Raw genomic sequence first — 21,710 nt, forward strand, 5'->3', positions numbered from 1 at the left:
GGACCCGCGGCGGGAGGCGCTACAGGCGGCTGAGCGAGGCCGCGGCGAAGAGTACGTCGCGGATCGCCTCGCGGTCCCCTTCCTGACCGGCCGCCGCCTCCACCGGTGGCACGTGCCCGGCCACCAGCTGGCAGAACTCCACGCCGTCCAGAGCGACCTGCGCCACGGCGTGGGCGGGGGAGCCGAGCGCGGCCGGGGAGTCCAGCGGGATGTACCAGTCGCCGCCGCCCGAGCCCTCGACCTCCAGATGCAGCGATCGGCCCGGTGAACCGGCCGTCACCAGATGGCGGGCGGGCCCGGCCAGCCCGGTCCTGCGGCGCTCGGCGAGGGCGGCGGGCAGCAGCCGGGTCGCCAGGTCGATCATCCGGTTGAGATGGGCGGCGGACGGCGCCTCGTACGGGTAGTCCACCGCTGCCGCGATGTCGCCGCCGTGCACCCAGCATTCGAAGGCCCGGTCCAGCAGGGCGTCGTGCAGCGGCAGGGCGAAGTCCCCGTACGAGACGGAGAGTTCGCAGACCCCGCGGCCGACGAAGGACACCGTACGGATGAGGGTGTGGCTCTGCTCGCGCCATGGCTCGCGGACCGCGCGGGTGGGCGGCCGCCGGGCCGCGGACCAGTACTTCTCGGTGCGCGCGGTGGGCGAGAGCGGCCAGTCGGCGCCCCGGCCGAGGGTTCCGTCGCCGAGCGGCACTTCGAGGTCGAGGGCGGTACCGATCAGTCCGTCGACGGTCATGAGATGGCCGATGACGCCCGCGACCGTGGTCTTGCGGTTGACCTCCTGCTCGCTCTCGAACCACTTCAGACGCACCGGGGCGTGCCACTCCGAGCTGCCGATGTCGCGGAGCAGCGCGTCGAGCCGCGCGGTCTCCGCGTCGTACGGGGAGGCCCAGTCCGGCACCGGGATATCGGCCGGGCGGCGGCTCAGGCAGGCGTCGATCACCCGGGTGCGGAGCGTCGGGTCGAGGTCCAGGCTGCGGTCGGTGTGCAGCAGCCCGACCGCGTCGCGCAGCCGCAGGGCCTCGTCCGCGCAGGCGGCGCACTCGGTCAGATGCGCCTCGACGGCCTCGGTCTCCTCCGCCGAGCAGGCCGCCAACGCCCATGCGCCGAGGAGCGCCTTGAGGACGCGGTGCGCCATCACCGGCGGGTCCGAGGGGGCCGATGGGTCCGGTGGTGCCACGGCGGTTTCCGGTTCCGGTGTTGTCGGCGGGGTCGCGGGGACGGGTGGTGGCAGGGGCACGGAGGAGAGGTCGAAGTCGTCCGCGGCGGCCCGGGGGCCGGGTATGCGCCGTGCGCCCCGCACCTCGTCGTCGCGTCCGCCGTCCTCGCGCCCGTTCGTGTCGTCGTCGCCGGTCACAGGGGCCGTCCGTATCCGGGCGGCGACGTCCCTTCGAGCGGACGGGTGTGTGCGGTGGAGAGCAGTTGCAGCCCGAGCCGGAGCCGGCGGCGGGCCTCGTCCTCGGTGAGCCCGAGGTCGGCCGCGGTCTGCCGGTAGTCCCGGCGCTGGATGTACGCGAGTTCCAGGGCGGCCCGCAGCGGGGAGGGCATGGACGCGACGATGTAGTCGGCCCGTGCCGCGGCCGTGGCCCGGTGCACCCGCTCCTCCAGCCCGATGCCGTCGTCGTCCGGGCCGTCGCGGAGGCTGTCCTCCTCGCGCAGCCGCCGCACGGACTGGCGGTGCGTGAGCCGGGCCACCCAGGAACGCATCGAGCCCTGCTTGGGGTCGTACGCGTCCGGGTTCTCCCAGACGTAGCCGAAGACCTCGCGGGTCACCAGGTCGGCGGCGGTCTCGTCGTCGAGCATCCGGTGGGCCTGGCTGTGCACGAGCGAGGCGAACCGGTCGTAGAGCTCGCCGAGCGCCGCCGCCTCACCGCGAGCCAGCCGCTGCTGCATCTTGCGGTCCCAGCGGGGTGGTGCGTTCTTAGCCATGCGACCCCCAGCCCTGTTCCCCTCGTCACATCGAATGTAGTCGGCGGCGCCGACCATGCACGTCCCTTTACGGCAAGTACGCCCCTGAAGAGGCCTGGGATGGTAGGGAATGCCTCATCCGGCGCCGACCGAATTGGACCTGAAGTGTTCATTTCTGCCCGAATCCGGCGTGTCCTGTCAGGCCGCTCGGTGTTTCATAGGGGTGCGGCTGGGGCAGCCGCGAGAAGGAACGGAAACTTCCGGATCGTCGGAATCCCCGGAACGAGAGGCCCAGTCGCGTGAGCAAGCCTTGCCCTCCTGGAAACCACCCTCCGGCTGCATCCACCCACGCCCCCTGGCTCGCCCAGGAACGTTCCCGGAAGACACTCGAAGTGGCCGAGACCGTGCAGGGGGAGTGGACCGTGCTGCACATACGCGGCGAACTGGATCTGGTGACGTCGCCCGTGGTGCGCCAGTCCGTCCATGACGCGGTCGCCGTCGGCCGCCACGATGTGGTGCTCGACCTCTCCGAGGTCCTGTTCTGCGACTCCAGCGGCGTCGGTGTGCTGATCGCCGCCCGCCGTCTGATGCGTTCCTGCGGGGGCCGGCTGCGGCTGATCCTGCCGGCCCGGGGCGCGGAGGAGGGCTCCCACGTCAACCGGGTGCTCGCCGCCCTCGGTGTGCGCCGGCTCTTCGAGGTCTACCCCGACTGGGACGCGGCCGTCGACGAGCGGTCCCGGCCGCTCTCCGCGTGAGGCCGTGTCCGGGCGCGATGACGGGGTCGTAACACCGGTGGAGCGCGTAAGTGACACGTGATGCCTCCCGGCGTCGTACGCTCCCCGCATGGACAGCGCAGAATATGAGCGCAAGATCGCCTTCCGCTTCGCCGCCTTCGACCAGGACGGCAACGGATACATCGATCGCGCGGATTTCGATGCCGCCGCGGCCCGTCTGCTCGCCGAATTCGGCACGACGGCGCGCTGCGACAAGGGCCAGGCTCTCTACGCCGGGGCCGAGGCGTTCTGGCAGGGCATGGCGGGCATCGCCGATGTCGACGGGGACCAGCGCGTCACCCGTGAGGAGTTCGTGGGCGGGGCCGTGAAACGGCTGCGCGACAACCCGGAGCGCTTCGCGGAGATCGCCCGCCCCTTCCTGCGCGCGGCGATCGCCGTGGCGGACGGGGACGGCCTGGGGGGCGCGTCCGTACCCGCCGTGGAGCGGGCGCTCCGGGTGCTGGGCGCGGACGCCGGGACGGCCGGGCTCGCGGCGCGGAGCCTGGACGCGGACCGGGACGGCAGGATCACGGAGGACGGGGCGGTGTCGGCGTTCGCCGACTACTTCACGGTGATCGCCCCGGACGCGTAGGACCACCGGGGTGCGGCGGCGTGCCCCGAGGCCCGCCCCCGCACCCCCGCACCGCCGCACCCCCGTCCCCCGTCAGGCGAACTGCTCCCGCAACCGGTACTTCAGCACCTTCCGCAAGGCGTCGTTGCGCGGCAGTGCCGCCACCACCTCCAGCCGCTCCGGCAGCTTGTGCACGGAGAGCCCCTCGGTCCGCAGGAACCCCGTGACCTCCGCCAGGGTCAGCGGCGCGGCGCCCGCCGGCTGCTCCACGACCGCGCAGACGAGCTCGCCCCGTTCGGCGTCCGGAAGCCCGATCACCGCCGCGTCCCCGACGCCCGGGTGCTGGTGCAGCAGGTCCTCTATCTCCTTGGCGGAGATGTTCTCGCCCTTGCGGATGATGATGTCCTTCAGCCGCCCGGTGAGCACCAGATGCCCGCTCTCCCTGACGTGGCCGACATCGCCGGTGATCAGGAAGCCCTCGGCGTCGAACACCGCCGCGGACGCCGCCGGGTCCAGATAGCCCTTGCAGACGGCCTCCCCGCGCAGCCGCACCTCGCCGTCCGTGCCGTGCGGCAGGGGCTTGCCGTCCTCGTCGGTGATCCGGATCTCCATGCCCCCGGGCGGCCGCCCCTCCGTACCGGCGAGGTGTTCCGCCGTGTCGTCGGGGGCGCCCATCGTGATCATGGGGACCTCGGTCATGCCGTACCCGTGGGTGAGCTGGACGCCCATCTCCCGTACCGCCGCGTGGTAGATCTCCGGTGGCTTCGGGGCCCCGCCGCCGGCCAGCAGCCGCAGGGTGGGGATCAGTTTCCGGCCCGGGTCCTTGCGCTGTTCGGCCAGGAACATCGAGTAGAACGCGGTGGACCCGCCCGCCACCGTCACCCCGTGGCGCCGGTACTCCGCCAGCGCGTCCGGCATCGCGAAGTGTTCGAACAGCACCGCCGGGAACCCGTACAGCAGCAGCATCACCGCGTAGTCCGGCCCGCCGACATGGGCGAACGGGAAGGCCACCGAGCCGATGTCGGCCGCCGACAGCCGCAGCGCGTGGGCCAGGCAGGAGCCGCCCGCGATCAGGCTGCGGTCGGTGTGCAGCACCCCCTTCGGGTCGGAGGTGGTGCCCGAGGTCCAGTAGATCCAGCGCACCGCCGTGCCGTCGCCGGGCGGCGGCGGGAGCACCGACGGATCGCCGTCCGGCAGCGACGCGTACGCCTCGAACACCACCGGCGGCCGGTCCGTCGCCAGCCGGCCGGCCATCGCCGTGTGGTCGAAGCCCCGCCAGGTGCCCGGCACCGCGAAGAACTCCGCCTTCGATTCGCGCAGCGCGAACCCCACCTCGCGGTCCCGGTAGAACGGGATGACGGGCGACTGCACGGCCCCGATCCGGGTCAGCGCGAACGACAGCAGCACCGTCTCGATCCGGGTCGGCAGCTGCCAGGCGACGACGCCGCCGGGGCGCACGCCCATCTCCCACAGCCCGGCCGCGACCCGCTCGCCGCGGTCGCGCAGCTCGCCGAAGGTCAGCGTGCGGTCGTCCTGGATCAGGAACGGGCGGTCCGGGGTCAGACCGGCCCGGCGTTCGACGAGTTCCCAGAAGGTGCCCGATGCACCCAGGGCGTGTGCGGTCTCGGTCACGGCGAACCCCTCACAGCTGACGGACAGTCAGATAGTGCGGAGAGCGTAGAGCGCTGCGCCTTGTCGGTCCAGGGGTGCGGGGCTAGCCTGTGGGCGACGTCAATCTGACGGGTCATCAGAAAAGCGTGCGTCGAAGGGGACACCATGACGGAACTGCCTCGGATCGTCAGCGTCGACGACCATGTGATCGAGCCGCCGCACCTCTTCTCGACCTGGCTGCCCGCCAAGTACCGCGAGCGCGGCCCGCAGCCGCTCACCGCGGGCATCGGCGAGCTGGCGTACACGGGCGGCAAGTACGTCATCACGATGGACCCGGACGGCCCGCCCACCGACTGGTGGATCTACGAGGACCTGAAGTTCCCGTACAAGCGCAACATCGCCGCCGTCGGCTTCGACCGCGACGACATGACGCTGGAGGGGATCACCCGGGCGGAGATGCGGCCCGGCTGCTGGGACCCGGCCGAGCGGCTGAAGGACATGGACCTCAACCACGTGGAGGCGAGCCTCTGCTTCCCCACCTTCCCGCGCTTCTGCGGCCAGACCTTCGCAGAGGCGCAGGACAAGGAAGTGGCGCTCGCCTGCGTGCGCGCCTACAACGACTGGATGGTGGAGGAGTGGTGCGGCGACAGCGGCGGCCGGCTCATCCCGCTCTGCATCATCCCGCTCTGGGACATCGACCTGGCGGTCGCGGAGATCCGGCGGAACGCGGCGCGCGGGGTGCGCGCGGTGACCTTCTCCGAGATCCCCACCCACCTCGGACTGCCGTCGATCCACACCGGCTACTGGGACCCGTTCTTCGCGGCCTGCCAGGAGACCGGCACGGTCGTCAACATGCACATCGGGTCCAGCTCGCAGATGCCCGCCGCCTCGCCGGACGCCCCGCCCGCCGTACAGGCCAGCCTCTCCTTCAACAATGCCATGGCCTCGATGATGGACTTCCTGTTCAGCGGGGTGCTGGTGAAGTTCCCCCGGCTGAAACTCGCCTACAGCGAGGGCCAGATGGGCTGGATCCCGTACGCCCTGGAGCGCGCCGACGACGTCTGGGAGGAGCACCGGGCCTGGGGCGGGGTGCGCGATCTGATCCCCGAGCCGCCGTCCACGTACTACTACCGGCAGATCTTCTGCTGCTTCTTCCGCGACAAGCACGGCGTCGCCTCGCTCGACGTCGTCGGCCGGGACAACGCCACCTTCGAGACCGACTACCCGCACGTCGACTCGACCTTCCCGCACACCAAGGAGGTCGCCCTCGACCACGTCAAGGGCCTGGACGACGAGACCGTCTACAAACTGATGCGCGGAAATGCCATCCGGATGCTCGATCTGGACCTCGACAAGTAGGCGCGCGATGGACCTCGCGTACACGGAGGAGGAGCAGGAGTTCAGGGCGCGGCTGCGCGAGTGGCTGGCCGCCGTGCTCCCCGGACTGCCCGCGAAGCCCGGCCCCGACGACTGGCCGGGCCGCCGCGCGTACGACACGGCCTGGCAGCGGATGCTGTACGACGCGGGCTACGCGGGTCTGCACTGGCCCGTCGACGCGGGCGGCCGGGGCGCGACCCCGACCCAGCACCTGATCTTCCTGGAGGAGACGGAGAAGGCCGGGGCCCCGTACGTCGGCGCGAACTTCGTCGGGCTGCTGCACGCCGGCCCGACGATCGCGGCCGAGGGCACGGCCGGGCAGCGGGCCCGCTGGCTGCCGCCGGTGCTGCGCGGCGACGAGATCTGGTGCCAGGGGTTCAGCGAGCCCGGCGCCGGCTCGGACCTGGCCGCGCTGCGGACCAGGGCGGTGCGCGACGGCGACCACTACGTGGTGAGCGGCAGCAAGATCTGGACCTCGCACGCGGAGGTCGCCGACTGGTGCGAGCTGCTGGTGCGGACGGACCCGGCGGCGCCGAAGCACCGCGGGATCAGCTGGCTCGCGATGGAGATGGACGCCCCCGGCGTCACCGTCCGGCCGCTGCGCACCCTCGCCGGGTCCACCGAGTTCGCCGAGATGTTCCTCGACGAGGTGCGGGTGCCGGTCTCCCACCGGGTCGGCGCCGAGAACGACGGCTGGCGGGTCACCATGGTCACCCTCTCCTTCGAGCGCGGTACGGCCTTCGTCGGCGAGGTCGTCGCCTGCCGCCGCACCCTGGACGCACTGGCGGCCGAGGCCCGGCGCGGCGGACGCTGGGACGACCCGGTCCTGCGCCGCAGGCTGGGCAGGCTGAACGCGGAATTCCGGGCGCTGTGGCGGCTCACCCAGTGGAACGTCAGCGAGGCGCAGCGGGCCGGGGGCGGCGGAGTCCCCGGAACCGGCGGCTCGGTCTTCAAGCTGCGCTACTCGCACGCCCGCCAGGAGCTGTACGAGGCGGCCGCCGAGGTGCTCGGCGCGGACAGCGCGGACCTGGACCGGGAGTGGGTCCTGGACCGGCTCTCCTCGCTCTCGTACACCATCGCCGCGGGCACCTCGCAGATCCAGCGGAACATCGTCGCCGAACGCATACTCGGCCTGCCGAAGGGGCGCTGACGCACTCATGGACTTCCAGCTCTCGGACGACCAGCGGGCCCTGCGGGCGGGGGTGCGGGAACTCCTCGCCGGGCGCTTCGGCAGGGACCGGATGCGGGCCGCGCTCGACGCCGGTACCGGCGTCGACCGGGCGCTGTGGCGGGAGCTCGGCGAGGCCGGGTTCTTCGCGCTGCGGCTGCCGGAGGCGGCGGGGGGCGTCGGTCTCGGGCTGCCCGAGGCGGTCCTGCTCTTCGAGGAGGCGGGCCGCGCGCTGCTGCCCGGGCCGCTGATCGCCAGCCATCTCGCGGCCGGTTCGGTGAAGGGCGCGGCGCAGGGCGGGACGGTGGTCGCCGTGCTCGACGCGGGGCAGCCGGTGGCCCACCTGGGGGAGGCGGACGCGCTGCTCGTGCTCGCCCCCGGAAACGCGCCGCGGGCCTCCGGCGGCACGCTGCGGGACGCCGCACCGGTACGGGACGCCGCCGGCCCCGTACGTTCGATCGACCCGTTCACGCCCCTGTGGCGGGTCACGGACCCGGTGGCGGCCGGCGAGCCGCTGCCCCGGGGCGAGCGGCTGCGCGACGAGGGCGCCCTGCTCGCCGCCGCCGAACAGCTCGGCAGCGCCGCCCGGACGACCGAGATGGCCGTTCAACACGCCGGAGAGCGCGAGCAGTTCGGATCGCCGATCGGGTCCTTCCAGGCGGTCAAACACCTGTGCGCCGGGATGCTGGTCCGCGCCGAGCTGGCCCGCTGCGCCGTGTACGCGGCGGCCGTGACCGCGGACCCGGTCGAGATCGCGGGCGCCAAGCTGCTCGCCGACGACGCGGCGGTCCGCAACGCGCGGGACTGCCTCCAGGTGCACGGTGGCATGGGCTTCACCTGGGAGGCAGACGTTCACCTGCACCTCAAACGGGCCTGGCTGCGGTCCGGGCAGTGGCTGACGGCGGCGGCGGCCGAGGAGGTGCTTGCGGGGGACCTGTGCTGAAGCCGGACGGGTTCCGTGCAGGCTTCGGGCGCCCGAAGGCCGGTGCCCGCCCGGCGCACACAGGTGACAGACAGGGGTGCGAGCCTCACGCTGCGGAGTTACGCAGTGCAGTCGGCGGGCACGGGCTCCGGTCCGCGCCCTTCACGTCTTCTGTGACGGGGTGGAGTCGGCACCGGGCTCGGGTACGCTCCGGTGGATGCGACAGGAACTGGAACCGGGCGATCCGGGTGTTGCCCGCGCGGTGACTCCGGCTCCGGAGCGGTGCCCTGCTCGCGTTCCAGGCAGAAGCGCCGGGCGTGCCCGGGAGGCGGCCCATGCGGTCTCGATGCGCCTCTGTTCGACTCCCCGCAGCGCGCGTCGCACAGTATGCACCACGCGTACTCCTTCGCGCTGGAATATGCCCGAAGCGCTTGTTGCGGTGACTGTACGTCAACCATGCTGTCTCGCAGGGGAATCACGTTCCGTGACCCCGAGGAGGAGCGAGGCGATGTGTCCGCCGGTTCGGATGGTGTGAGCGGTGCAGGTGCTTCAGGTTCAGCTGGAGGTCGGGCCGGATCCCGCGGAGGTCGGGCGGGCCCGTAGATGGGCCCGGTCGAGACTGGTCGGGTCCGGGATAAGGGACGACGAGCCGCTGGCCGAGACGCTCATCCTGCTGATCTCCGAGCTGGTCACCAACGCGGTGGTGCACACCGGGTGTCCGGCCGTGCTGCGCATGCTGTTCGGTCTGACGGGCTCGGCCGGGACGGTCAGGGTCGAGGTGGCCGACACCAGCTGTCACCCGCCGCAGCAGCGCCACGCGGCGGGCGAGGACACCAACGGCCGGGGCCTGGAGCTGGTCGACGGCCTAGCCGACCGCTGGGGCTGGCAGCCGGAGGGCGCGGGCAAGCGCATCTGGTGCGAGGTCGACCGGGGCGCGCCGCTGATCCAGGTGCCGCTGCACTCCGGCGCGGGGGACGCGGACCGCGATGCGCGCAAGGTGTCGCAAGTCGTGACGAAGCTTGCGCGGACGCATCTTGCATAAAGGTTAGAGCAGTTGCCCCGGGCTGGTCAGAGGATGGCGACCGGCGCGACCGGGGTGCCGGTCGCGCCGACGAACGGCTCCGGCATCGCGGAGAGCAGGAAGGCGTACCGCTTCTCCTCCGCACAGGCTGTGGACAAGGTTTCCAGGTTCCAGTTCTGGCCCTGTGGCATGCCCATCTCGACCAGGTCCAGCGCGTGCACCCCCAGCCACAGATCGTCGATCTCCGGCGGGAAGATCTCGAAGGTCAGGGTGTCGTTGGCGACCGCCGCCGCATCGCGCGCGCGGAACCACTCGGGCGTCCGGATCGACAGGCCGGGCGACGGATAGGCGTACGCGTGCTTGTCGCCCGCCAGATAGACCTGCATCTGCCCGGTCCGTACGAGCACGATGTCACCGGACCGGACCCGTACCCCCGCCAGTTCCTCGGCCGCGTCCAGATCCTCGGGGGTGACGGCGTGGTCGCCGGGCAGCCGGTCCGTGCCGTGTGCGCGCGCCACATCGAGCAGCACCCCGCGCGAGACGATGTGCGGCGCCTTGTCGATCCCGCTGAACTGCGCGCCGCCGTGTGCGGTGATCGTCGCGGCCGGGCGGCCGTTGTAGATCTTCCCGGAGTGCGAGGCATGGGTGAGGGCGTCCCAGTGGGTGGCCGTCTGCAGGCTCAGGACCGCCGTGTCGTCGCTGGTGGCGACGGTGCCGGGGCCGAAGAGTTCCTGGTTGATCTGGACCATGGTGTGCAGCGGATTGATCCGCCCGGGGATCAGCCCGCTCTGTACGCCGTCCTGCTGGAGGGGGAGCGCGAGCGGGATCCGCAGACCGGTGCGGACGGTGGCGGCGGCCTCGCGCACCACGGCGTCGGTGATCAGGTTGAGTGTCCCGATCTCGTCGTCCGCGCCCCAGCGGCCCCAGTTGTTGACCCGCTCGGCGATGTCGTGGAACTCGGCCGGCAGTGACATGGCGCCTCCTGGGGCTTGTGCTCGTGGACCTGATGGCCCATAAAATCTAACGGTCCGTCAGAAACCGCGGGAAGGGGCCGGGCATGGGGAACTTCTTGGCAGGCAAGGTGGTGGCCGTGACGGGTGCCGGTCGCGGCATCGGGCGGGCGGTCGCGCTCGCGGCGGCGGCCGAGGGGGCGCGGGTCGTCGTCAACGACTACGGCGTCTCCATCGAGGGCGGCGAGCCGAGCAGCGAGGTGGCCGAGTCGGTCGTCAAGGAGATCGGGGCGGCGGGCGGCGAGGCGGTGGCGGTCGCCGACGACATCTCCACGATGGCGGGCGGCCGGCGGATCGTGGACACGGCGCTCGCGCGGTTCGGGCGGATCGACGGGGTCGTCTGCGTGGCCGGGATCCTGCGGGAACGGATGCTGTTCAACATGTCCGAGGAGGAGTGGGACCCGGTGGTCGCCACCCACCTCAAGGGCACCTTCACCGTCTTCCGGGCCGCGTCGGCGGTGATGCGCAAGCAGGAGGGCGGCGGCACCCTGATCGGCTTCACCAGCGGCAACCACCAGGGCAGCGTCGCCCAGGCCAACTACAGCGCCGCGAAAGGCGGGATCATCTCGCTGGTGCGGAGCGCGGCGCTCGGCCTGCACAAGTACGGCGTCACGGCGAACGCCGTCGCCCCGGTCGCCCGCACCCGGATGTCCGCCAACGTCCCCATGGAGCTCAAGGAGATCGGCGAGCCCGAGGACGTGGCGGCGCTCGTCGTCTACCTGCTCAGCGAACGGGCCCGCCAGGAGAAGATCACCGGTCAGGTGTACACGGTCGCGGGGCCGAAGATCGCGGTCTGGGCCCAGCCGAGGGAGCTGCGGGCGGGGTACGTCGAGGGGGCGTGGACCCCGGAACGGATCGCGGACTTCCTGCCGGGGACGGTGGGCACCGACCCGATGCCGATGCTGGCCCGGCTGGAGGAGATGGCCACGGCGGCCGCTGCGAAGGCCCGGCCGAACGCGTAGCCCCGGCCGGGGTCCTGCCCCGGAGCCCCCGGTTTCGGCAGAGCGGCAACAGCAGGAGGCACCGTGGACTTCACCTTCGGCCCGGACGACACCGCGTTCCGCGAGGAAGCGCGGGCCTGGCTGGCGGCGCACCTCGTCGGCGAGTACGCGGCGGCCGCCGGCACCGGCGGTCCGGGCAGTGAGCACGAGGGCGTCGGCATCCGCCGCGCCTGGGAGCGCGAACTCGGCCGCGACGGCTGGATCGGCCTCGGCTGGCAGAACCACGGCGCCGGCCACGGCAACCGCCGGGCGAGCCTCACCCAGCAGGTCGTCTGGGCCGAGGAGTACGCCCGCGCCGACGCCCCCGCCCGGGTCGGCCACATCGGCGAGAACCTCCTCGCCCCGACCCTGATCGCCTACGGCAGCGAGGAACAGCAGCAGCGCTTCCTGCCCGCCGTGGCGCACGGCGACGCGCTCTGGTGCCAGGGATACAGCGAGCCGGACGCCGGATCGGACCTCGCCGCGGTGCGCACGGCCGCCGTGCCCGACCGGAGCCGCGGCGGCCATCGCGTGACCGGCCAGAAGATCTGGACGTCACTTGCGAAGGAGGCCGACTGGTGCTTCGTGCTGGCCCGTACGGAGCCCGGCTCCAGCCGCCACCACGGCCTGTCGTTCCTGCTGGTGCCGATGGACCAGCCCGGCAGGATCGAGGTGCGGCCGATCCGCCAGATGTCGGGGACCAGCGAGTTCAACGAGGTCTTCTTCGACGGGGCGCACGCCGAGGAGTGCGTCGGCGGCGAGGGCAACGGCTGGACGGTCGCCATGGGGCTGCTGGCCCTGGAGCGCGGCGTCTCCACGCTCGTCCAGCAGATCGGCTTCGCCGCCGAACTGGGCCGGGTGGTCCGCGCGGCCGTCGACAGCGGCGCCGTCACCGACCCGGTGCTGCGCGAACGCCTCGTACGGCAGTGGGCCCAGCTGCGGACCATGCGCTGGAACGCACTGCGCACCCTCGGCGCCACGGGCGACCCGGGCGCGCCCAGTGTGGCGAAACTGCTCTGGGGCGGCTGGCACCAGCGCCTGGGCGAGCTGGCCGTGCAGGTCAGGGGCGCGGCGGCGGCCGTCGGCCCGGACGACTGGTCGGCGAAGGCACCGTACGGACTCGACGAGACACAGCGCCTGTTCCTCTTCACCCGGTCCGACACCATCTACGGCGGCTCGGACGAGATCCAGCGGAACATCATCGCCGAGCGGGTGCTCGGCCTACCGAGGGAGCCGAGATGAGAGGCGTCGTCTTCGACGGCAAGCGGACCGAGGTCGTCGACGATCTGGAGATACGCGATCCGGGGCCCGGCGAGGTGCTGGTGGCGGTGGCCGCGGCCGGGCTGTGCCACAGCGACCTCTCGGTGATCGACGGAACGATTCCGTTCCCGTCCCCGGTGGTGCTCGGGCACGAGGGCGCGGGTGTGGTGGCGGCGGTCGGCGCGGGCGTCTCCCATGTGGCGCCCGGCGACCACGTATCGCTGTCCACGCTGGCCAACTGCGGGGCGTGCGCCCAGTGCGACCGGGGGCGCCCGACCATGTGCCGCAAGGCGATCGGGATGCCGGGGCGGCCGTTCGCGCGGCGCGGGAAACAGCTCCACCAGTTCGCCTCCAACTCCGCCTTCGCCGAACGGACCCTGGTCAAGGCCGTGCAGGCGGTGAAGATCCCGGCGGACATCCCACTGACCTCCGCGGCCCTGATCGGCTGCGGGGTGCTGACGGGAGTCGGAGCCGTACTCAACCGGGCGAAGGTCGACCGGGGTGACACCGTCGTGGTGATCGGCACCGGCGGCATCGGGCTCAATGTGATTCAGGGCGCCCGGATCGCGGGCACGCTGACGATCGTCGCCGTCGACGCCAACCCGGCGAAGGAGGCGGCGGCCCGGCGGTTCGGCGCGACGCACTTCCTGACCTCGGCGGACGGTGTGCGGGACATCCTGCCGAGCGGCGCCGACCACGCCTTCGAGTGCGTGGGCCGTACGGAGCTGATCCGTACCGCGATCGACCTGCTGGACCGGCACGGCCAGGCGATCCTGCTGGGCGTCCCGGCCGCGACGGCGGAGGCCTCGTTCCTCGTCTCGTCGATGTACCTGGACAAGTCGATCCTGGGCTGCCGCTACGGCTCCTCGCGCCCGCAGCGGGACATCGCGCTCTACGCGGAGCTGTACCGGGAGGGCCGGCTGCTCCTGGACGAACTCGTCACCACCACCTACCCGGTGGAGGACTTCGCCAAGGCGGCGGACGACGCGCACCACGGCCGGGTGGCACGGGGCGTGCTGGTGTTCTGACCACCCGGGCGCACGCCTTCAGGTCCTCCCGGCCCGGAACGTGCGCCGGTACACCGTCGGGGAGACCCCCAGCGCCGCCTGGAGATGCTGCCGCAGCGACGTGGGCGTCCCGAAGCCCGCGTCCCGCGCCACCTGGTCGATCGACAGGTCCGTCGACTCCAGCAGCTGCCGGGCCCGTTCGACCCGCTGCCGGGTCAGCCACTGGACGGGGCTGACCCCGACCTCCTCCCGGAACCGCCGGGTGAAGGTCCGCACGCTCATCGACTCCTGCTGCGCCATGTCGCGCAGCAGGATCGGCCGCTCCAGCCGCCCGAGCGCCCAGGTGCGCGCCGTGGTCGTGGTCGCGAACTGGGCATCGGGCACGGGGCGTTGGATGTACTGCGCCTGCCCGCCGTCCCGGTGCGGGGGCACGACCGTGCGGCGGGCGATGTCATTGGCGACGGCGGTGCCGTGGTCGCGGCGCACGATGTGCAGGCAGAGGTCGATTCCGGCGGCGACCCCGGCGGAGGTCAGGACGTCCCCGTCGTCGATGAACAGGACGTCCGGGTCGACCCGGACCTCGGGGAAGAGCTGCTGGAAGTGGTCGGCGTGCCACCAGTGGGTGGTGGCGGGGCGCCCGGCGAGATATCCGGCGGCGGCCAGCACATAGCTGCCCGTGCAGATGGAGACCATCCGGGTCCCCGGCCTGATGTGGGCGAACGCGGCGGCCAGGTCGTCGGTGAGCCTGCCCTCCGTGTAGACGGGGCCGAGTTCGTAACTGGTGGGGACCACGACCGTGTCGGCGGTGGCCAGGGTTTCCGGGCCGCGTTCGACGGTGATCGTGAAGTCCGCGTCGGTACGGACCGGGCCCGGCGGACGGACGGAGCAGGTCACGACTTCGTAGAGACTGCGGCCCTCGTTGTGCGGCTCGATACCGAACGAGCGGCCGAATATCCGCTGGGGGATGCCCAGTTCGAAGGGGAGCAGCCCGTCGAGGGCCAGGACGGCGATACGGTGCGGCATTGGCGGACTCCCTTCAACCCTAGTGGTATAGACCTCAACCCTGATACATGTCACTCCTGTGAAGGAAAAGTCAGCGGAGCACCCGCGCATTCCCGCCGTCGAGCGCGATGGTGTGCAGCCCCTTTTGTTCAGTTCCTCCGCGGACCGCACGATGGGCGACGGCCGGCCGGAGGGGCTCTGGAACCGTAACTTCCGGCTCTTCTTCGTCGCCCGCACCGCCGCGCTCTTCGGGGACGGCATGATCCCGGTGGCCCTCACCGCGGGGCTGCTGGGCGCGGGCCGCCCGCACTCCTCGGTGGGGTTCGCGCTCGCGGCCTGGATGGGGCCGCTTGCGCTCTTCGTGCTCTTCGGCGGCGTACTGGCGGATCGGTTCACCCCCCGCCGGATGATGATCATCGCGGATGCGCTGCGGCTGGTCGGGGCCTCGGTGCTGGCGTTCTCCTTCGCCACCGGGAACCCGCCGCTGTGGGCGGTGTACACGCTCAGTGCGGTGGCCGGGGTGGGTGCCGCGCTCTTCCAGCCGGGCGTCGCCTCGACCGTGCCCCGGGTCGCCTCGGACGTGCAGCGGGCCAACGCCGTGCTGAGGGTCTCCGAGGCGCTGATGACCATGGCGGGCCCGGCCTTCGCGGGCATGCTGGTCGGGCTGGCCGGCGCCGGTGTGGTCTACGCGGCGAACGCGTCGACGTTCCTGGTCTCCGGCCTCTGCCTCTTCCTGCTGCGACTCGCCCCGGCCCCCTCGGACGAGGCGCAGCGCGGCGGTTTCGTCGCCGAACTGGTCGACGGATGGCGGGAGTTCCGGGCCCGCAGCTGGCTGTGGGGAGTGATCGCGATCTGGACCGTGTACGGCTTCACGGTGCTCGGCCCGATGCTGCCGCTCACCGCGGTCGAGGTCACCGAGGCGCACGGCTCGGGGACGTACGGCGTGATGATGGCGGTGAATGGCGCGGGCAGCGTCGTCGGCGGGCTGCTCGCCCTGCGCCTGCGGCCCCGCCGCCCGCTCGCGGCGGGGGCCGTCGCGCTGGCCGGGGTCTGTGTGAACCTGCTGGTGCTGGGCCTCGGGATGCCCGTGCCCGCGCTCGGGGCGGGGCAGTTCGTGGCGGGTGCGGCGTTCGCGTTCTGGCTGGTGATGTGGTCGACGACGGTCCAGACCCATGTGCCGCCCGAGGCGCTGAACCGCCTGCACGCGTACGACGTGGCGGGCTCGTTGCTGATGCTGGCGGCGGGCCGGGCGCTGGCGGGACCGGTCGCGGACCGGGTGGGGGCGCCCGAGGTGCTGCTGGCCGGCGCGGTGATCAACCTGGTGGTGGTGGCGGTACTGCTGGTGGCCCGGCCGATCAGCCGACTGGAGCGGATCGCGTGACCGGGGGCGGGCGGTCGGCAGCCGTGTCCCGGACAGCCCCGCACGCCGCCCGCGCGGTCGCGGCCGGGGCCGCGGCGCTGACCGTACTTGCCGGGCTCGCGGTCAGGGCGTTCACGGACGGCGACTTCGCCAAGTACGCCGGGGACGCGCTCTACACCGTGCTGATCTGCGCCCTGGCCGCCGTGATCGCGCCCGGCGCGCGGCCGGCCGTCACGGCAGGGACGGGGCTGGCGTTCAGCTGGGCGGTGGAGCTGCTGCAACTGACCGGGGTGCCCGCGGAGCTCTCCCGCCACAGCACGGTGGCGCGGCTGGTGCTCGGCTCGACCTTCAACGCACCCGATCTGTTCTGGTACGCGGTGGGGGCGGGGTTCGCCTGGGTGGTGACGGTCCTGGCCGCCTCCGCCTCGCGACGGTACAGGGCGCGGTAGCGGCACGGCGTCCTGGGCCGGAAAGCGGCGATCGTGGTGGCCCGATTCCTGCGAAGGGTGTCCCTCTGGCCACTCGTGAGGAGGGACCCCCGGACCGATGCTGAGTGACGTGACCCAGACAACCGAAAGCGCCACCCGGGACGACGGCCGGCAGGCCACCACCCCGGCAGCCCCCGGGCGCCCCTCCCGCCGACGTGTGCACCGCGCCTGGATCGTCGCCGCCGTCACCTTCGTGACGATCATCGGCGGCGCCGCCTTCAACTCCCTTCCCGGCCTCCTCATCGACCCGCTCCACACGGAGTTCGGCTGGTCGCGCGGGGAGATCGGACTCGCCGTCTCCATCGACATGGCGCTGTACGGGCTGACCGCACCGTTCGCCGCCGCGCTGATGGACCGGTTCGGCATCCGCCGGGTCGTTGTGGTCGCCCTCAGCGCCGTGGCGGCCGGGGCGCTGGCCGGCGTATGGATGACCGCCTCCTGGCAGCTGATGATCTACTGGGGCCTGCTCGTCGGCCTCGGCACGGGCTCGATGGCGCTGGCGTTCTCCGCCACCGTCACCAACCGCTGGTTCGTGGCCCGGCGCGGCCTGGTCACCGGCATCCTCACCGCGGCGGGCGCCTCCGGCCAGCTGGTCTTCCTGCCGCTGTGCGCCTGGATCGTCGAGGAACACGGCTGGCGCCCCGCCTCGGTGACGGTGGCGCTCGCGGCCCTGGTCGTCGTCCCGTTCGTCTGGTTCCTGCTCCGCGACCACCCGGCAGATGTGGGCCTCGCCCCGTACGGCGGGACCTATGCGGAGAAGCCCGCACCCGCGCGCGGGGCGGCGCGGCGGACCCTGCGGGTACTGGCCGACGCGGCGCGCACCGGACCGTTCTGGCTGCTGGCCGGTACGTTCGCGATCTGCGGGGCCTCGACCAACGGCCTGATCCGTACGCACTTCGTGCCCTCGGCCCACGACCACGGCATGCCCATCACCGCCGCCGCCTCGCTGCTCGCCGTCATCGGGATCTTCGACATCATCGGCACCGTCTTCTCCGGCTGGCTCACCGACCGCTTCGACGCCCGGCGGCTCCTCGCCGTCTACTACGCGCTGCGCGGCGTCTCGCTGCTCTTCCTGCCGATGCTGATGGCGCCGACGGTGCATCCGCCGATGGTGTTCTTCATCGTCTTCTACGGCCTGGACTGGGTCGCCACCGTCCCGCCGACGCTGGCCCTGTGCCGCGAGCAGTACGGCGAGGACAGCGCCATCGTCTTCGGCTGGGTGCTGGCCTCCCACCAGGTGGGCGCGGCGCTGGTGGCGTTCCTGGGCGGGGTGGCGCGCGATGCGTTCGGTTCGTACGACGTGGTCTGGTACGCGTCCGGGGCGCTGTGCGCGATGGCGGCGCTGATGGCGCTGGTGATCCGGCGGGTCCGGGAGCCCTCGGACGCCGTCGCCGGCCTCGGCTGACGGCGCCCGGAGCCCGGCGCTTCAGGCCGACGAGCTGTCGGCGGAAAGGTGCTGAGCGACGGCCAGGAAGACGTGCAGGTTCGCGATGTCGCTGACCGCGGCACTGCACCGGCGGCCGGAGCCGCCGGTCCCCATGGCGTTGACCCAGCCCGCTGACACTTGGATCTCCTGGACGCCGGACCAGGGGAGGTGGCCCTTCCCCCGGGCGGTCAGGCCGGTGCGGGAGAGCGAGAATTCCCCGAAGTTGACCGTCTCGCCCGCCAGGATCGATTCCAGGGCCGCCGGTCCCTGGGCCTGGAGGACGGCCTGCTGCATATAGGGTCCCCAGGCTTCGGGGCCCTCGTAGAAGTGCGTGATCCTCGCGTGGTCCCGGCCCGGGCCCACCGCGGAGTAGACGTACTCGGTGGTCGACGGGATGCCGTTGATGATCTTCTGGGTGATGTCCTGGTAGAGCCGTACGGAGTCCCAGCGGATGACGACCCTGCCGTCGCCGGACTCCGGGTGCACGATCAGTCCGTTCTCGAACAGGTGAAGACGCTTGGCGGCCTGTCTCCGGCTGAAGTCCGGATACCGGCGCAGCCACCAGAAGAACAGCAGGCCGGGTATCACGAGCATCGCCAAGAGGTGGAGCGTCATGAAGATGTAGAGGACGAAGATCGCCTTGTTCAGGCGCTTGGGAGTGAACGTGCCCTGCAGGGCGCCGAGTCGGTGGGCGGCTGCCAGTTCGGCGGCCTCGGGCGACAGGGTGTTCGGTGCTGTTGCCATGGACGTGTCCCTCGTCTCGAAGCTCGCGAACTCGTCTTGAAGCTAGGGCCGGACAATGCAATCCACCAGCGACTAGATTGCATGTGAGCCATGCATAGGGGGAATGTGTTCGAGATCGACGCACTGCGTCTGCTGGTGACGGTGGCCGAAACCGGATCGTTCACGAAGGCCGCGGTCAAGCTCGACTACACGCAGTCCGCGGTGTCCCGGCGCATCGCCTCCCTGGAGAAGGAGGCGGGCGGGCCGCTCTTCGAACGGCTCGCCCGGGGCGTACGGCTGAATCCGGCCGGCCACGCGCTGCACCGGCACGCCGTGGAGGTGCTCGCGCGTCTGGCGAGCGCGGAGCACGAGATGGCCGCGATCCGCGCCGGGCGGGGCGGGCGGCTGCGGGTGGGGGCGTTCGCCACGGCCAACATCTCGTTGGTGCCCGCCGCGCTGCGGGCGTTCGTGCGGTCCAGGCCGGATGTCGAGGTCGTCGCGGTCGAGGGCCGGACCGGTGAGTCGATGCGGCGCATGGCGGAGGGGGCGCTCGACCTGGCCGTGGTCAGCGACTACCCGTCCGGTCTGCCGTCGGTCGACGCCGTCACGACCGAGGTCCTGCTGGCGGACGAACTGTTCGTCGTCCTCCCTCGCGACCACCGCCTGGCCGGATCCGGGACGGTCGATCTGCGCGAACTGCGCGACGAGACCTGGCTCCAGGACGTGTCCGCCGACCGGCCCATGATGCTTGCCGAGGTGTGCGAACGGGCCGGCTTCCGGCCGAGGCGGATCACCAGGATCGCCGAGTGGACCGGCAAGTTCGGCTATGCGGCCGCCGGGCTGGGGGTGGCGCTGGTCCCCTCGCTGGCCGCCTGGGCGGTCCCCGCCGAACTCGCCGTCTGCCGGCTCGGCGACCTCGCCCCGCACCGGACCGTACATGTCGCACTGCCCGCCGACCCGCTTCCGGCAGCACTGGAACTGCGGGATCAGCTGCGCGACGCCGTTTCGCACGACGCCGCGGGCTGAGCGGGCGGGACGGGCTGAGCGGGCGGGGCAGACTGAGCGGGCGGGGCCGGTCCGCCGCACCGCTCACCCGTCGAGCGGTCCGAACCGCCCGAACACCCCCCGGTGGAACAGCAATGGATCGGACCCGTCCGCCGCTCCCATCGCCTCCACCCGGCCGACGACGATCAGATGGTCGCCCCCGGTGTGGACGGCCTGGATGCGGCAGTCGATCCAGGCCGGTACGGAGTCCAGCAGCGGTGACCCGGTCGCCGGGGCGGCCTCGTACCCCACCCCCGCGAACTTGTCCGCGCCGCGCACCGCGAAGCCCCGGCACAGTGCGCCCTGGTCCGCGCCGAGGATGTTGACGCAGAAGGCCCCGGCGCGCGCGATGCGCGGCCAGGTCGTCGACGTACGGGCGACCATGAACGTGACCAGCGGCGGGTCGAGGGAGAGCGAGGCGAACGACTGGCAGGCGAAGCCCGCCGGGCCCTCCGCGTCGTCCGGGGCGTGTGCGGTGACGACGGTGACGCCGCTGGCGAAATGCCCCAGCACACGGCGGAATTCGCCCGGGTCGACGGGTGGCCGCTCACCGTCGGCCACCGCTCGCAGATCGGGGCGCGGCAGCGGATCGACCGGCGCCGGTCCTGCGGTCGTGGCGGCGCCGACGGACCTGAGGTACCGGACGGCGATGGCGGCCATGCCTGCGTGTCCCATCACCCTTCGATTAGAACTGACGATACGTCAGATGGGAAGGCGCGGGAGGAGGCGGTTTGGACCTGCCTGTGCGCGGAGAGCGGCCCGGCAGCAGCCGGGACGTCCTGCGCGAACTGGGCGACCCGCGAACCATCGCCGCCACCGCGCTCCAGGAGCCCGGGTTCGCTCCCGGCCTTGCTCCCGGTGCCTTCGCCGGGGCGGCGAAGGCACCCGCGTGTCGCTCGCCCGTGTGGCTCGTGGTGCTGCTGCCGGTGCTCGCCCTCGGCCTCGGCTACCACTGGGTACTGTTCGGCTTCGCGCTGAAGGTCGCCGGAGCCGTCGTGCTGTTCAGGTCCCGGTACTGGACGTCGAGCCGGAAGTGGACCGGCTTCGCGCCGACCGCTCTGGCACCCTCGCTGATGAACGTCGCCTGGTTCCTCTTCAGTTACCCCAACGATCCGCCGCAGTCCGCGTACTGGACGGCGATCGTGGCGACGGCCGTCGTGACGCTCGCCGGTGCGGGTTGGCTCTGGCGGGTGCGGAGCGGCACGGACGCCCCGGCCGCGTAGTTCCAGGGCTTCACCCCCGACGATCGTCAGGGGTGGGCCCTGCCGTTCGGCCCGGGTCCGCGGCTCCCGCCGCTTCTAGGTTCACGTTCCATGAGACGAGAAACCGGAAGCAGAAACCGGACCGGGCGGCCGCTGCTCGCCTGCGTCGTCCTGGCCTCGGGAGCGGCAACCGTCGTGGCGCTCGCCCCGGGCGGCTGGGGCACGGCCGACGCCGTGGAGGTGACGAGCGGCGCCTCGGCGTCCGGGTACCGCTCGGTGACCGGGGCGGTGGCCGACACGCCGTCCTGGACGGGGCCGCTGCTGGAAGCGGCCACCGAAGGCACCCTGGTGGTCCTCGGACTGCTGCTGGTGTGGGCCTGGTGGAGCGCCGTACGCCGCGGGGACACCCGGATGTCCGCAGGCACCGTGCTCACCGGCATCGGCACCGTGGTGGCGTACGCCGTCAGCGAGGCGGCGAAGCTGGTGGTGGACGAGGAACGCCCCTGCCGGGCCCTGCGCGGCATCGCGGAGACGGCCGCCGAGTGCCCGCCGCCCGGCGACTGGTCCTTCCCGAGCAACCACGCCACCCTGGCGGCCGGCCTCGCGGTGGGCCTGGCCGTGCTGCGTCCCCGCCTCGCCGCCGTCACCCTGCCGGTGGCCGCGGCGGCGGCCCTGCTGCGGGTCATGGTGGGGGCACACTACCCGCACGACGTGCTGGCCGGCGCGGCCCTCGGGGCCTCGGTGGTGGCGGCCGTGCTGCTCGCGTTCCTGCCGCTCGCGCGGACCGCGGCGTCAGCGCTCGGCAGGCGGCTGGGGGCCACCGCTCCCGGCTGTGTCACCGTCACGGCGGACCCGGCGCA

22 protein-coding genes are annotated in these 21,710 nt (G+C 72.4%); 15 read left to right on the forward strand and 7 right to left on the reverse strand.

What is annotated here, in order from left to right:
- Nucleotides 1-19 precede the first annotated feature (19 nt).
- Both ABZY11_RS00940 and ABZY11_RS00945 read right to left on the reverse strand, forming a co-directional pair.
- Nucleotides 20-1,354: a zf-HC2 domain-containing protein gene (locus ABZY11_RS00940; RefSeq protein WP_356477045.1), complete on the reverse strand. Its 1,335-nt coding sequence runs from the start codon at nucleotides 1,352-1,354 to the stop codon at nucleotides 20-22.
- Nucleotides 1,351-1,926, reverse strand: a complete 576-nt coding sequence (locus ABZY11_RS00945) for a sigma-70 family RNA polymerase sigma factor (RefSeq protein WP_356477046.1) — start codon at nucleotides 1,924-1,926, stop codon at nucleotides 1,351-1,353. The genes ABZY11_RS00940 and ABZY11_RS00945 overlap by 4 nt, the downstream gene beginning before the upstream one ends.
- A gap of 371 nt (nucleotides 1,927-2,297) precedes the next feature.
- Between ABZY11_RS00945 and ABZY11_RS00950 the strand changes: the two genes are divergently transcribed.
- Entirely contained in the window at nucleotides 2,298-2,660 is a 363-nt protein-coding gene (locus tag ABZY11_RS00950) for an STAS domain-containing protein (protein WP_356477047.1), read from the forward strand.
- An 88-nt stretch (nucleotides 2,661-2,748) separates the two neighbouring features.
- Nucleotides 2,749-3,270 carry an EF-hand domain-containing protein gene (locus ABZY11_RS00955; protein WP_356477048.1) on the forward strand — a complete coding sequence of 174 codons (522 nt, stop codon included), beginning with the start codon at nucleotides 2,749-2,751 and terminating at the stop codon, nucleotides 3,268-3,270.
- A gap of 72 nt (nucleotides 3,271-3,342) precedes the next feature.
- Here the strand turns inward: ABZY11_RS00955 and ABZY11_RS00960 are convergent, their stop codons facing one another.
- Entirely contained in the window at nucleotides 3,343-4,881 is a 1,539-nt protein-coding gene (locus ABZY11_RS00960) for an AMP-binding protein (protein WP_356477049.1), read from the reverse strand.
- 144 nt (nucleotides 4,882-5,025) lie between these two features.
- On the opposite strand from ABZY11_RS00960, the gene ABZY11_RS00965 reads away from it, so the two are divergent.
- The 4 genes from ABZY11_RS00965 to ABZY11_RS00980 all read left to right on the forward strand — a co-directional run bounded on the left by ABZY11_RS00965 (nucleotide 5,026) and on the right by ABZY11_RS00980 (nucleotide 9,369).
- On the forward strand, nucleotides 5,026-6,219 hold the full coding sequence (locus tag ABZY11_RS00965) for an amidohydrolase family protein (RefSeq protein WP_356477050.1): 1,194 nt from the start codon (nucleotides 5,026-5,028) through the stop codon (nucleotides 6,217-6,219).
- Nucleotides 6,220-6,226: 7 nt separating this feature from the next.
- Nucleotides 6,227-7,387, forward strand: a complete 1,161-nt coding sequence (locus tag ABZY11_RS00970) for an acyl-CoA dehydrogenase (protein ID WP_356477051.1) — start codon at nucleotides 6,227-6,229, stop codon at nucleotides 7,385-7,387.
- A 7-nt stretch (nucleotides 7,388-7,394) separates the two neighbouring features.
- On the forward strand, nucleotides 7,395-8,348 hold the full coding sequence (locus tag ABZY11_RS00975; protein WP_356477052.1) for an acyl-CoA dehydrogenase family protein: 954 nt from the start codon (nucleotides 7,395-7,397) through the stop codon (nucleotides 8,346-8,348).
- Nucleotides 8,349-8,865: 517 nt separating this feature from the next.
- Nucleotides 8,866-9,369: an ATP-binding protein gene (locus ABZY11_RS00980; RefSeq protein ID WP_356477053.1), complete on the forward strand. Its 504-nt coding sequence runs from the start codon at nucleotides 8,866-8,868 to the stop codon at nucleotides 9,367-9,369.
- A gap of 26 nt (nucleotides 9,370-9,395) precedes the next feature.
- Here ABZY11_RS00980 and ABZY11_RS00985 read toward each other — a convergent pair whose 3' ends face one another.
- The gene (locus ABZY11_RS00985) at nucleotides 9,396-10,322 is read right to left on the reverse strand and encodes a cyclase family protein (RefSeq protein ID WP_356477054.1); all 927 of its coding nucleotides are present in this window, start codon (nucleotides 10,320-10,322) and stop codon (nucleotides 9,396-9,398) included.
- Between the two features lie 83 nt (nucleotides 10,323-10,405).
- On the opposite strand from ABZY11_RS00985, the gene ABZY11_RS00990 reads away from it, so the two are divergent.
- From ABZY11_RS00990 to ABZY11_RS01000, 3 genes are all read left to right on the forward strand, one after another.
- Nucleotides 10,406-11,320 carry an SDR family oxidoreductase gene (locus tag ABZY11_RS00990; RefSeq protein WP_356477055.1) on the forward strand — a complete coding sequence of 305 codons (915 nt, stop codon included), beginning with the start codon at nucleotides 10,406-10,408 and terminating at the stop codon, nucleotides 11,318-11,320.
- A 63-nt stretch (nucleotides 11,321-11,383) separates the two neighbouring features.
- Entirely contained in the window at nucleotides 11,384-12,580 is a 1,197-nt protein-coding gene (locus ABZY11_RS00995) for an acyl-CoA dehydrogenase family protein (RefSeq protein ID WP_356477056.1), read from the forward strand.
- Nucleotides 12,577-13,626 carry a Zn-dependent alcohol dehydrogenase gene (locus ABZY11_RS01000; protein ID WP_356477057.1) on the forward strand — a complete coding sequence of 350 codons (1,050 nt, stop codon included), beginning with the start codon at nucleotides 12,577-12,579 and terminating at the stop codon, nucleotides 13,624-13,626. Before ABZY11_RS00995 ends, ABZY11_RS01000 begins: the two co-directional genes overlap by 4 nt.
- Nucleotides 13,627-13,644: 18 nt before the next feature.
- Here ABZY11_RS01000 and ABZY11_RS01005 read toward each other — a convergent pair whose 3' ends face one another.
- Complete coding sequence (locus ABZY11_RS01005; RefSeq protein ID WP_356477058.1) at nucleotides 13,645-14,628, reverse strand: helix-turn-helix domain-containing protein; 984 nt, start codon at nucleotides 14,626-14,628, stop codon at nucleotides 13,645-13,647.
- Nucleotides 14,629-14,779: 151 nt separating this feature from the next.
- Between ABZY11_RS01005 and ABZY11_RS01010 the strand changes: the two genes are divergently transcribed.
- From ABZY11_RS01010 to ABZY11_RS01020, 3 genes are all read left to right on the forward strand, one after another.
- Complete coding sequence (locus ABZY11_RS01010) at nucleotides 14,780-15,988, forward strand: MFS transporter (protein WP_356477082.1); 1,209 nt, start codon at nucleotides 14,780-14,782, stop codon at nucleotides 15,986-15,988.
- 23 nt (nucleotides 15,989-16,011) lie between these two features.
- Nucleotides 16,012-16,416, forward strand: a complete 405-nt coding sequence (locus ABZY11_RS01015; protein WP_356477059.1) for a DUF2809 domain-containing protein — start codon at nucleotides 16,012-16,014, stop codon at nucleotides 16,414-16,416.
- A 97-nt stretch (nucleotides 16,417-16,513) separates the two neighbouring features.
- Complete coding sequence (locus ABZY11_RS01020) at nucleotides 16,514-17,860, forward strand: MFS transporter (RefSeq protein ID WP_356477060.1); 1,347 nt, start codon at nucleotides 16,514-16,516, stop codon at nucleotides 17,858-17,860.
- A 21-nt stretch (nucleotides 17,861-17,881) separates the two neighbouring features.
- Here the strand turns inward: ABZY11_RS01020 and ABZY11_RS01025 are convergent, their stop codons facing one another.
- The gene (locus ABZY11_RS01025) at nucleotides 17,882-18,625 is read right to left on the reverse strand and encodes a DUF6585 family protein (protein WP_356477061.1); all 744 of its coding nucleotides are present in this window, start codon (nucleotides 18,623-18,625) and stop codon (nucleotides 17,882-17,884) included.
- 105 nt (nucleotides 18,626-18,730) lie between these two features.
- Here ABZY11_RS01025 and ABZY11_RS01030 point away from each other — a divergent pair, with 105 nt between their 5' ends.
- On the forward strand, nucleotides 18,731-19,630 hold the full coding sequence (locus tag ABZY11_RS01030) for a LysR substrate-binding domain-containing protein (protein ID WP_356477083.1): 900 nt from the start codon (nucleotides 18,731-18,733) through the stop codon (nucleotides 19,628-19,630).
- A gap of 63 nt (nucleotides 19,631-19,693) precedes the next feature.
- Here ABZY11_RS01030 and ABZY11_RS01035 read toward each other — a convergent pair whose 3' ends face one another.
- Complete coding sequence (locus tag ABZY11_RS01035) at nucleotides 19,694-20,308, reverse strand: flavin reductase family protein (RefSeq protein WP_356477084.1); 615 nt, start codon at nucleotides 20,306-20,308, stop codon at nucleotides 19,694-19,696.
- 71 nt (nucleotides 20,309-20,379) lie between these two features.
- Here ABZY11_RS01035 and ABZY11_RS01040 point away from each other — a divergent pair, with 71 nt between their 5' ends.
- Nucleotides 20,380-20,871 (forward strand): hypothetical protein, encoded by a 492-nt coding sequence (locus ABZY11_RS01040; protein WP_356477062.1) that lies wholly within the window; start codon nucleotides 20,380-20,382, stop codon nucleotides 20,869-20,871.
- Between the two features lie 90 nt (nucleotides 20,872-20,961).
- A partial coding sequence (locus ABZY11_RS01045; protein ID WP_356477063.1) for a phosphatase PAP2 family protein occupies nucleotides 20,962-21,710 on the forward strand: 749 nt, incomplete at its 3' end.

The organism is Streptomyces sp. NPDC006510, from assembly GCF_040611955.1.
In the GTDB taxonomy this organism is placed as follows: Bacteria; Actinomycetota; Actinomycetes; order Streptomycetales; family Streptomycetaceae; genus Streptomyces.

What these genes read in the sequence shown, in the direction of transcription:
- ABZY11_RS00945 (WP_356477046.1), bottom strand. Translation starts at nt 1,926, where the DNA reads ATGGCTAAGAACGCACCACCCCGCTGGGACCGCAAGATGCAGCAGCGG.
- ABZY11_RS00955 (WP_356477048.1), top strand. Translation starts at nt 2,749, where the DNA reads ATGGACAGCGCAGAATATGAGCGCAAGATCGCCTTCCGCTTCGCCGCC.
- ABZY11_RS00965 (WP_356477050.1), top strand. Translation starts at nt 5,026, where the DNA reads ATGACGGAACTGCCTCGGATCGTCAGCGTCGACGACCATGTGATCGAG.
- ABZY11_RS00970 (WP_356477051.1), top strand. Translation starts at nt 6,227, where the DNA reads ATGGACCTCGCGTACACGGAGGAGGAGCAGGAGTTCAGGGCGCGGCTG.
- ABZY11_RS00975 (WP_356477052.1), top strand. Translation starts at nt 7,395, where the DNA reads ATGGACTTCCAGCTCTCGGACGACCAGCGGGCCCTGCGGGCGGGGGTG.
- ABZY11_RS00985 (WP_356477054.1), bottom strand. Translation starts at nt 10,322, where the DNA reads ATGTCACTGCCGGCCGAGTTCCACGACATCGCCGAGCGGGTCAACAAC.
- ABZY11_RS00990 (WP_356477055.1), top strand. Translation starts at nt 10,406, where the DNA reads ATGGGGAACTTCTTGGCAGGCAAGGTGGTGGCCGTGACGGGTGCCGGT.
- ABZY11_RS01000 (WP_356477057.1), top strand. Translation starts at nt 12,577, where the DNA reads ATGAGAGGCGTCGTCTTCGACGGCAAGCGGACCGAGGTCGTCGACGAT.
- ABZY11_RS01005 (WP_356477058.1), bottom strand. Translation starts at nt 14,628, where the DNA reads ATGCCGCACCGTATCGCCGTCCTGGCCCTCGACGGGCTGCTCCCCTTC.
- ABZY11_RS01010 (WP_356477082.1), top strand. Translation starts at nt 14,780, where the DNA reads ATGGGCGACGGCCGGCCGGAGGGGCTCTGGAACCGTAACTTCCGGCTC.
- ABZY11_RS01020 (WP_356477060.1), top strand. Translation starts at nt 16,514, where the DNA reads ATGCTGAGTGACGTGACCCAGACAACCGAAAGCGCCACCCGGGACGAC.
- ABZY11_RS01025 (WP_356477061.1), bottom strand. Translation starts at nt 18,625, where the DNA reads ATGGCAACAGCACCGAACACCCTGTCGCCCGAGGCCGCCGAACTGGCA.
- ABZY11_RS01035 (WP_356477084.1), bottom strand. Translation starts at nt 20,308, where the DNA reads ATGGCCGCCATCGCCGTCCGGTACCTCAGGTCCGTCGGCGCCGCCACG.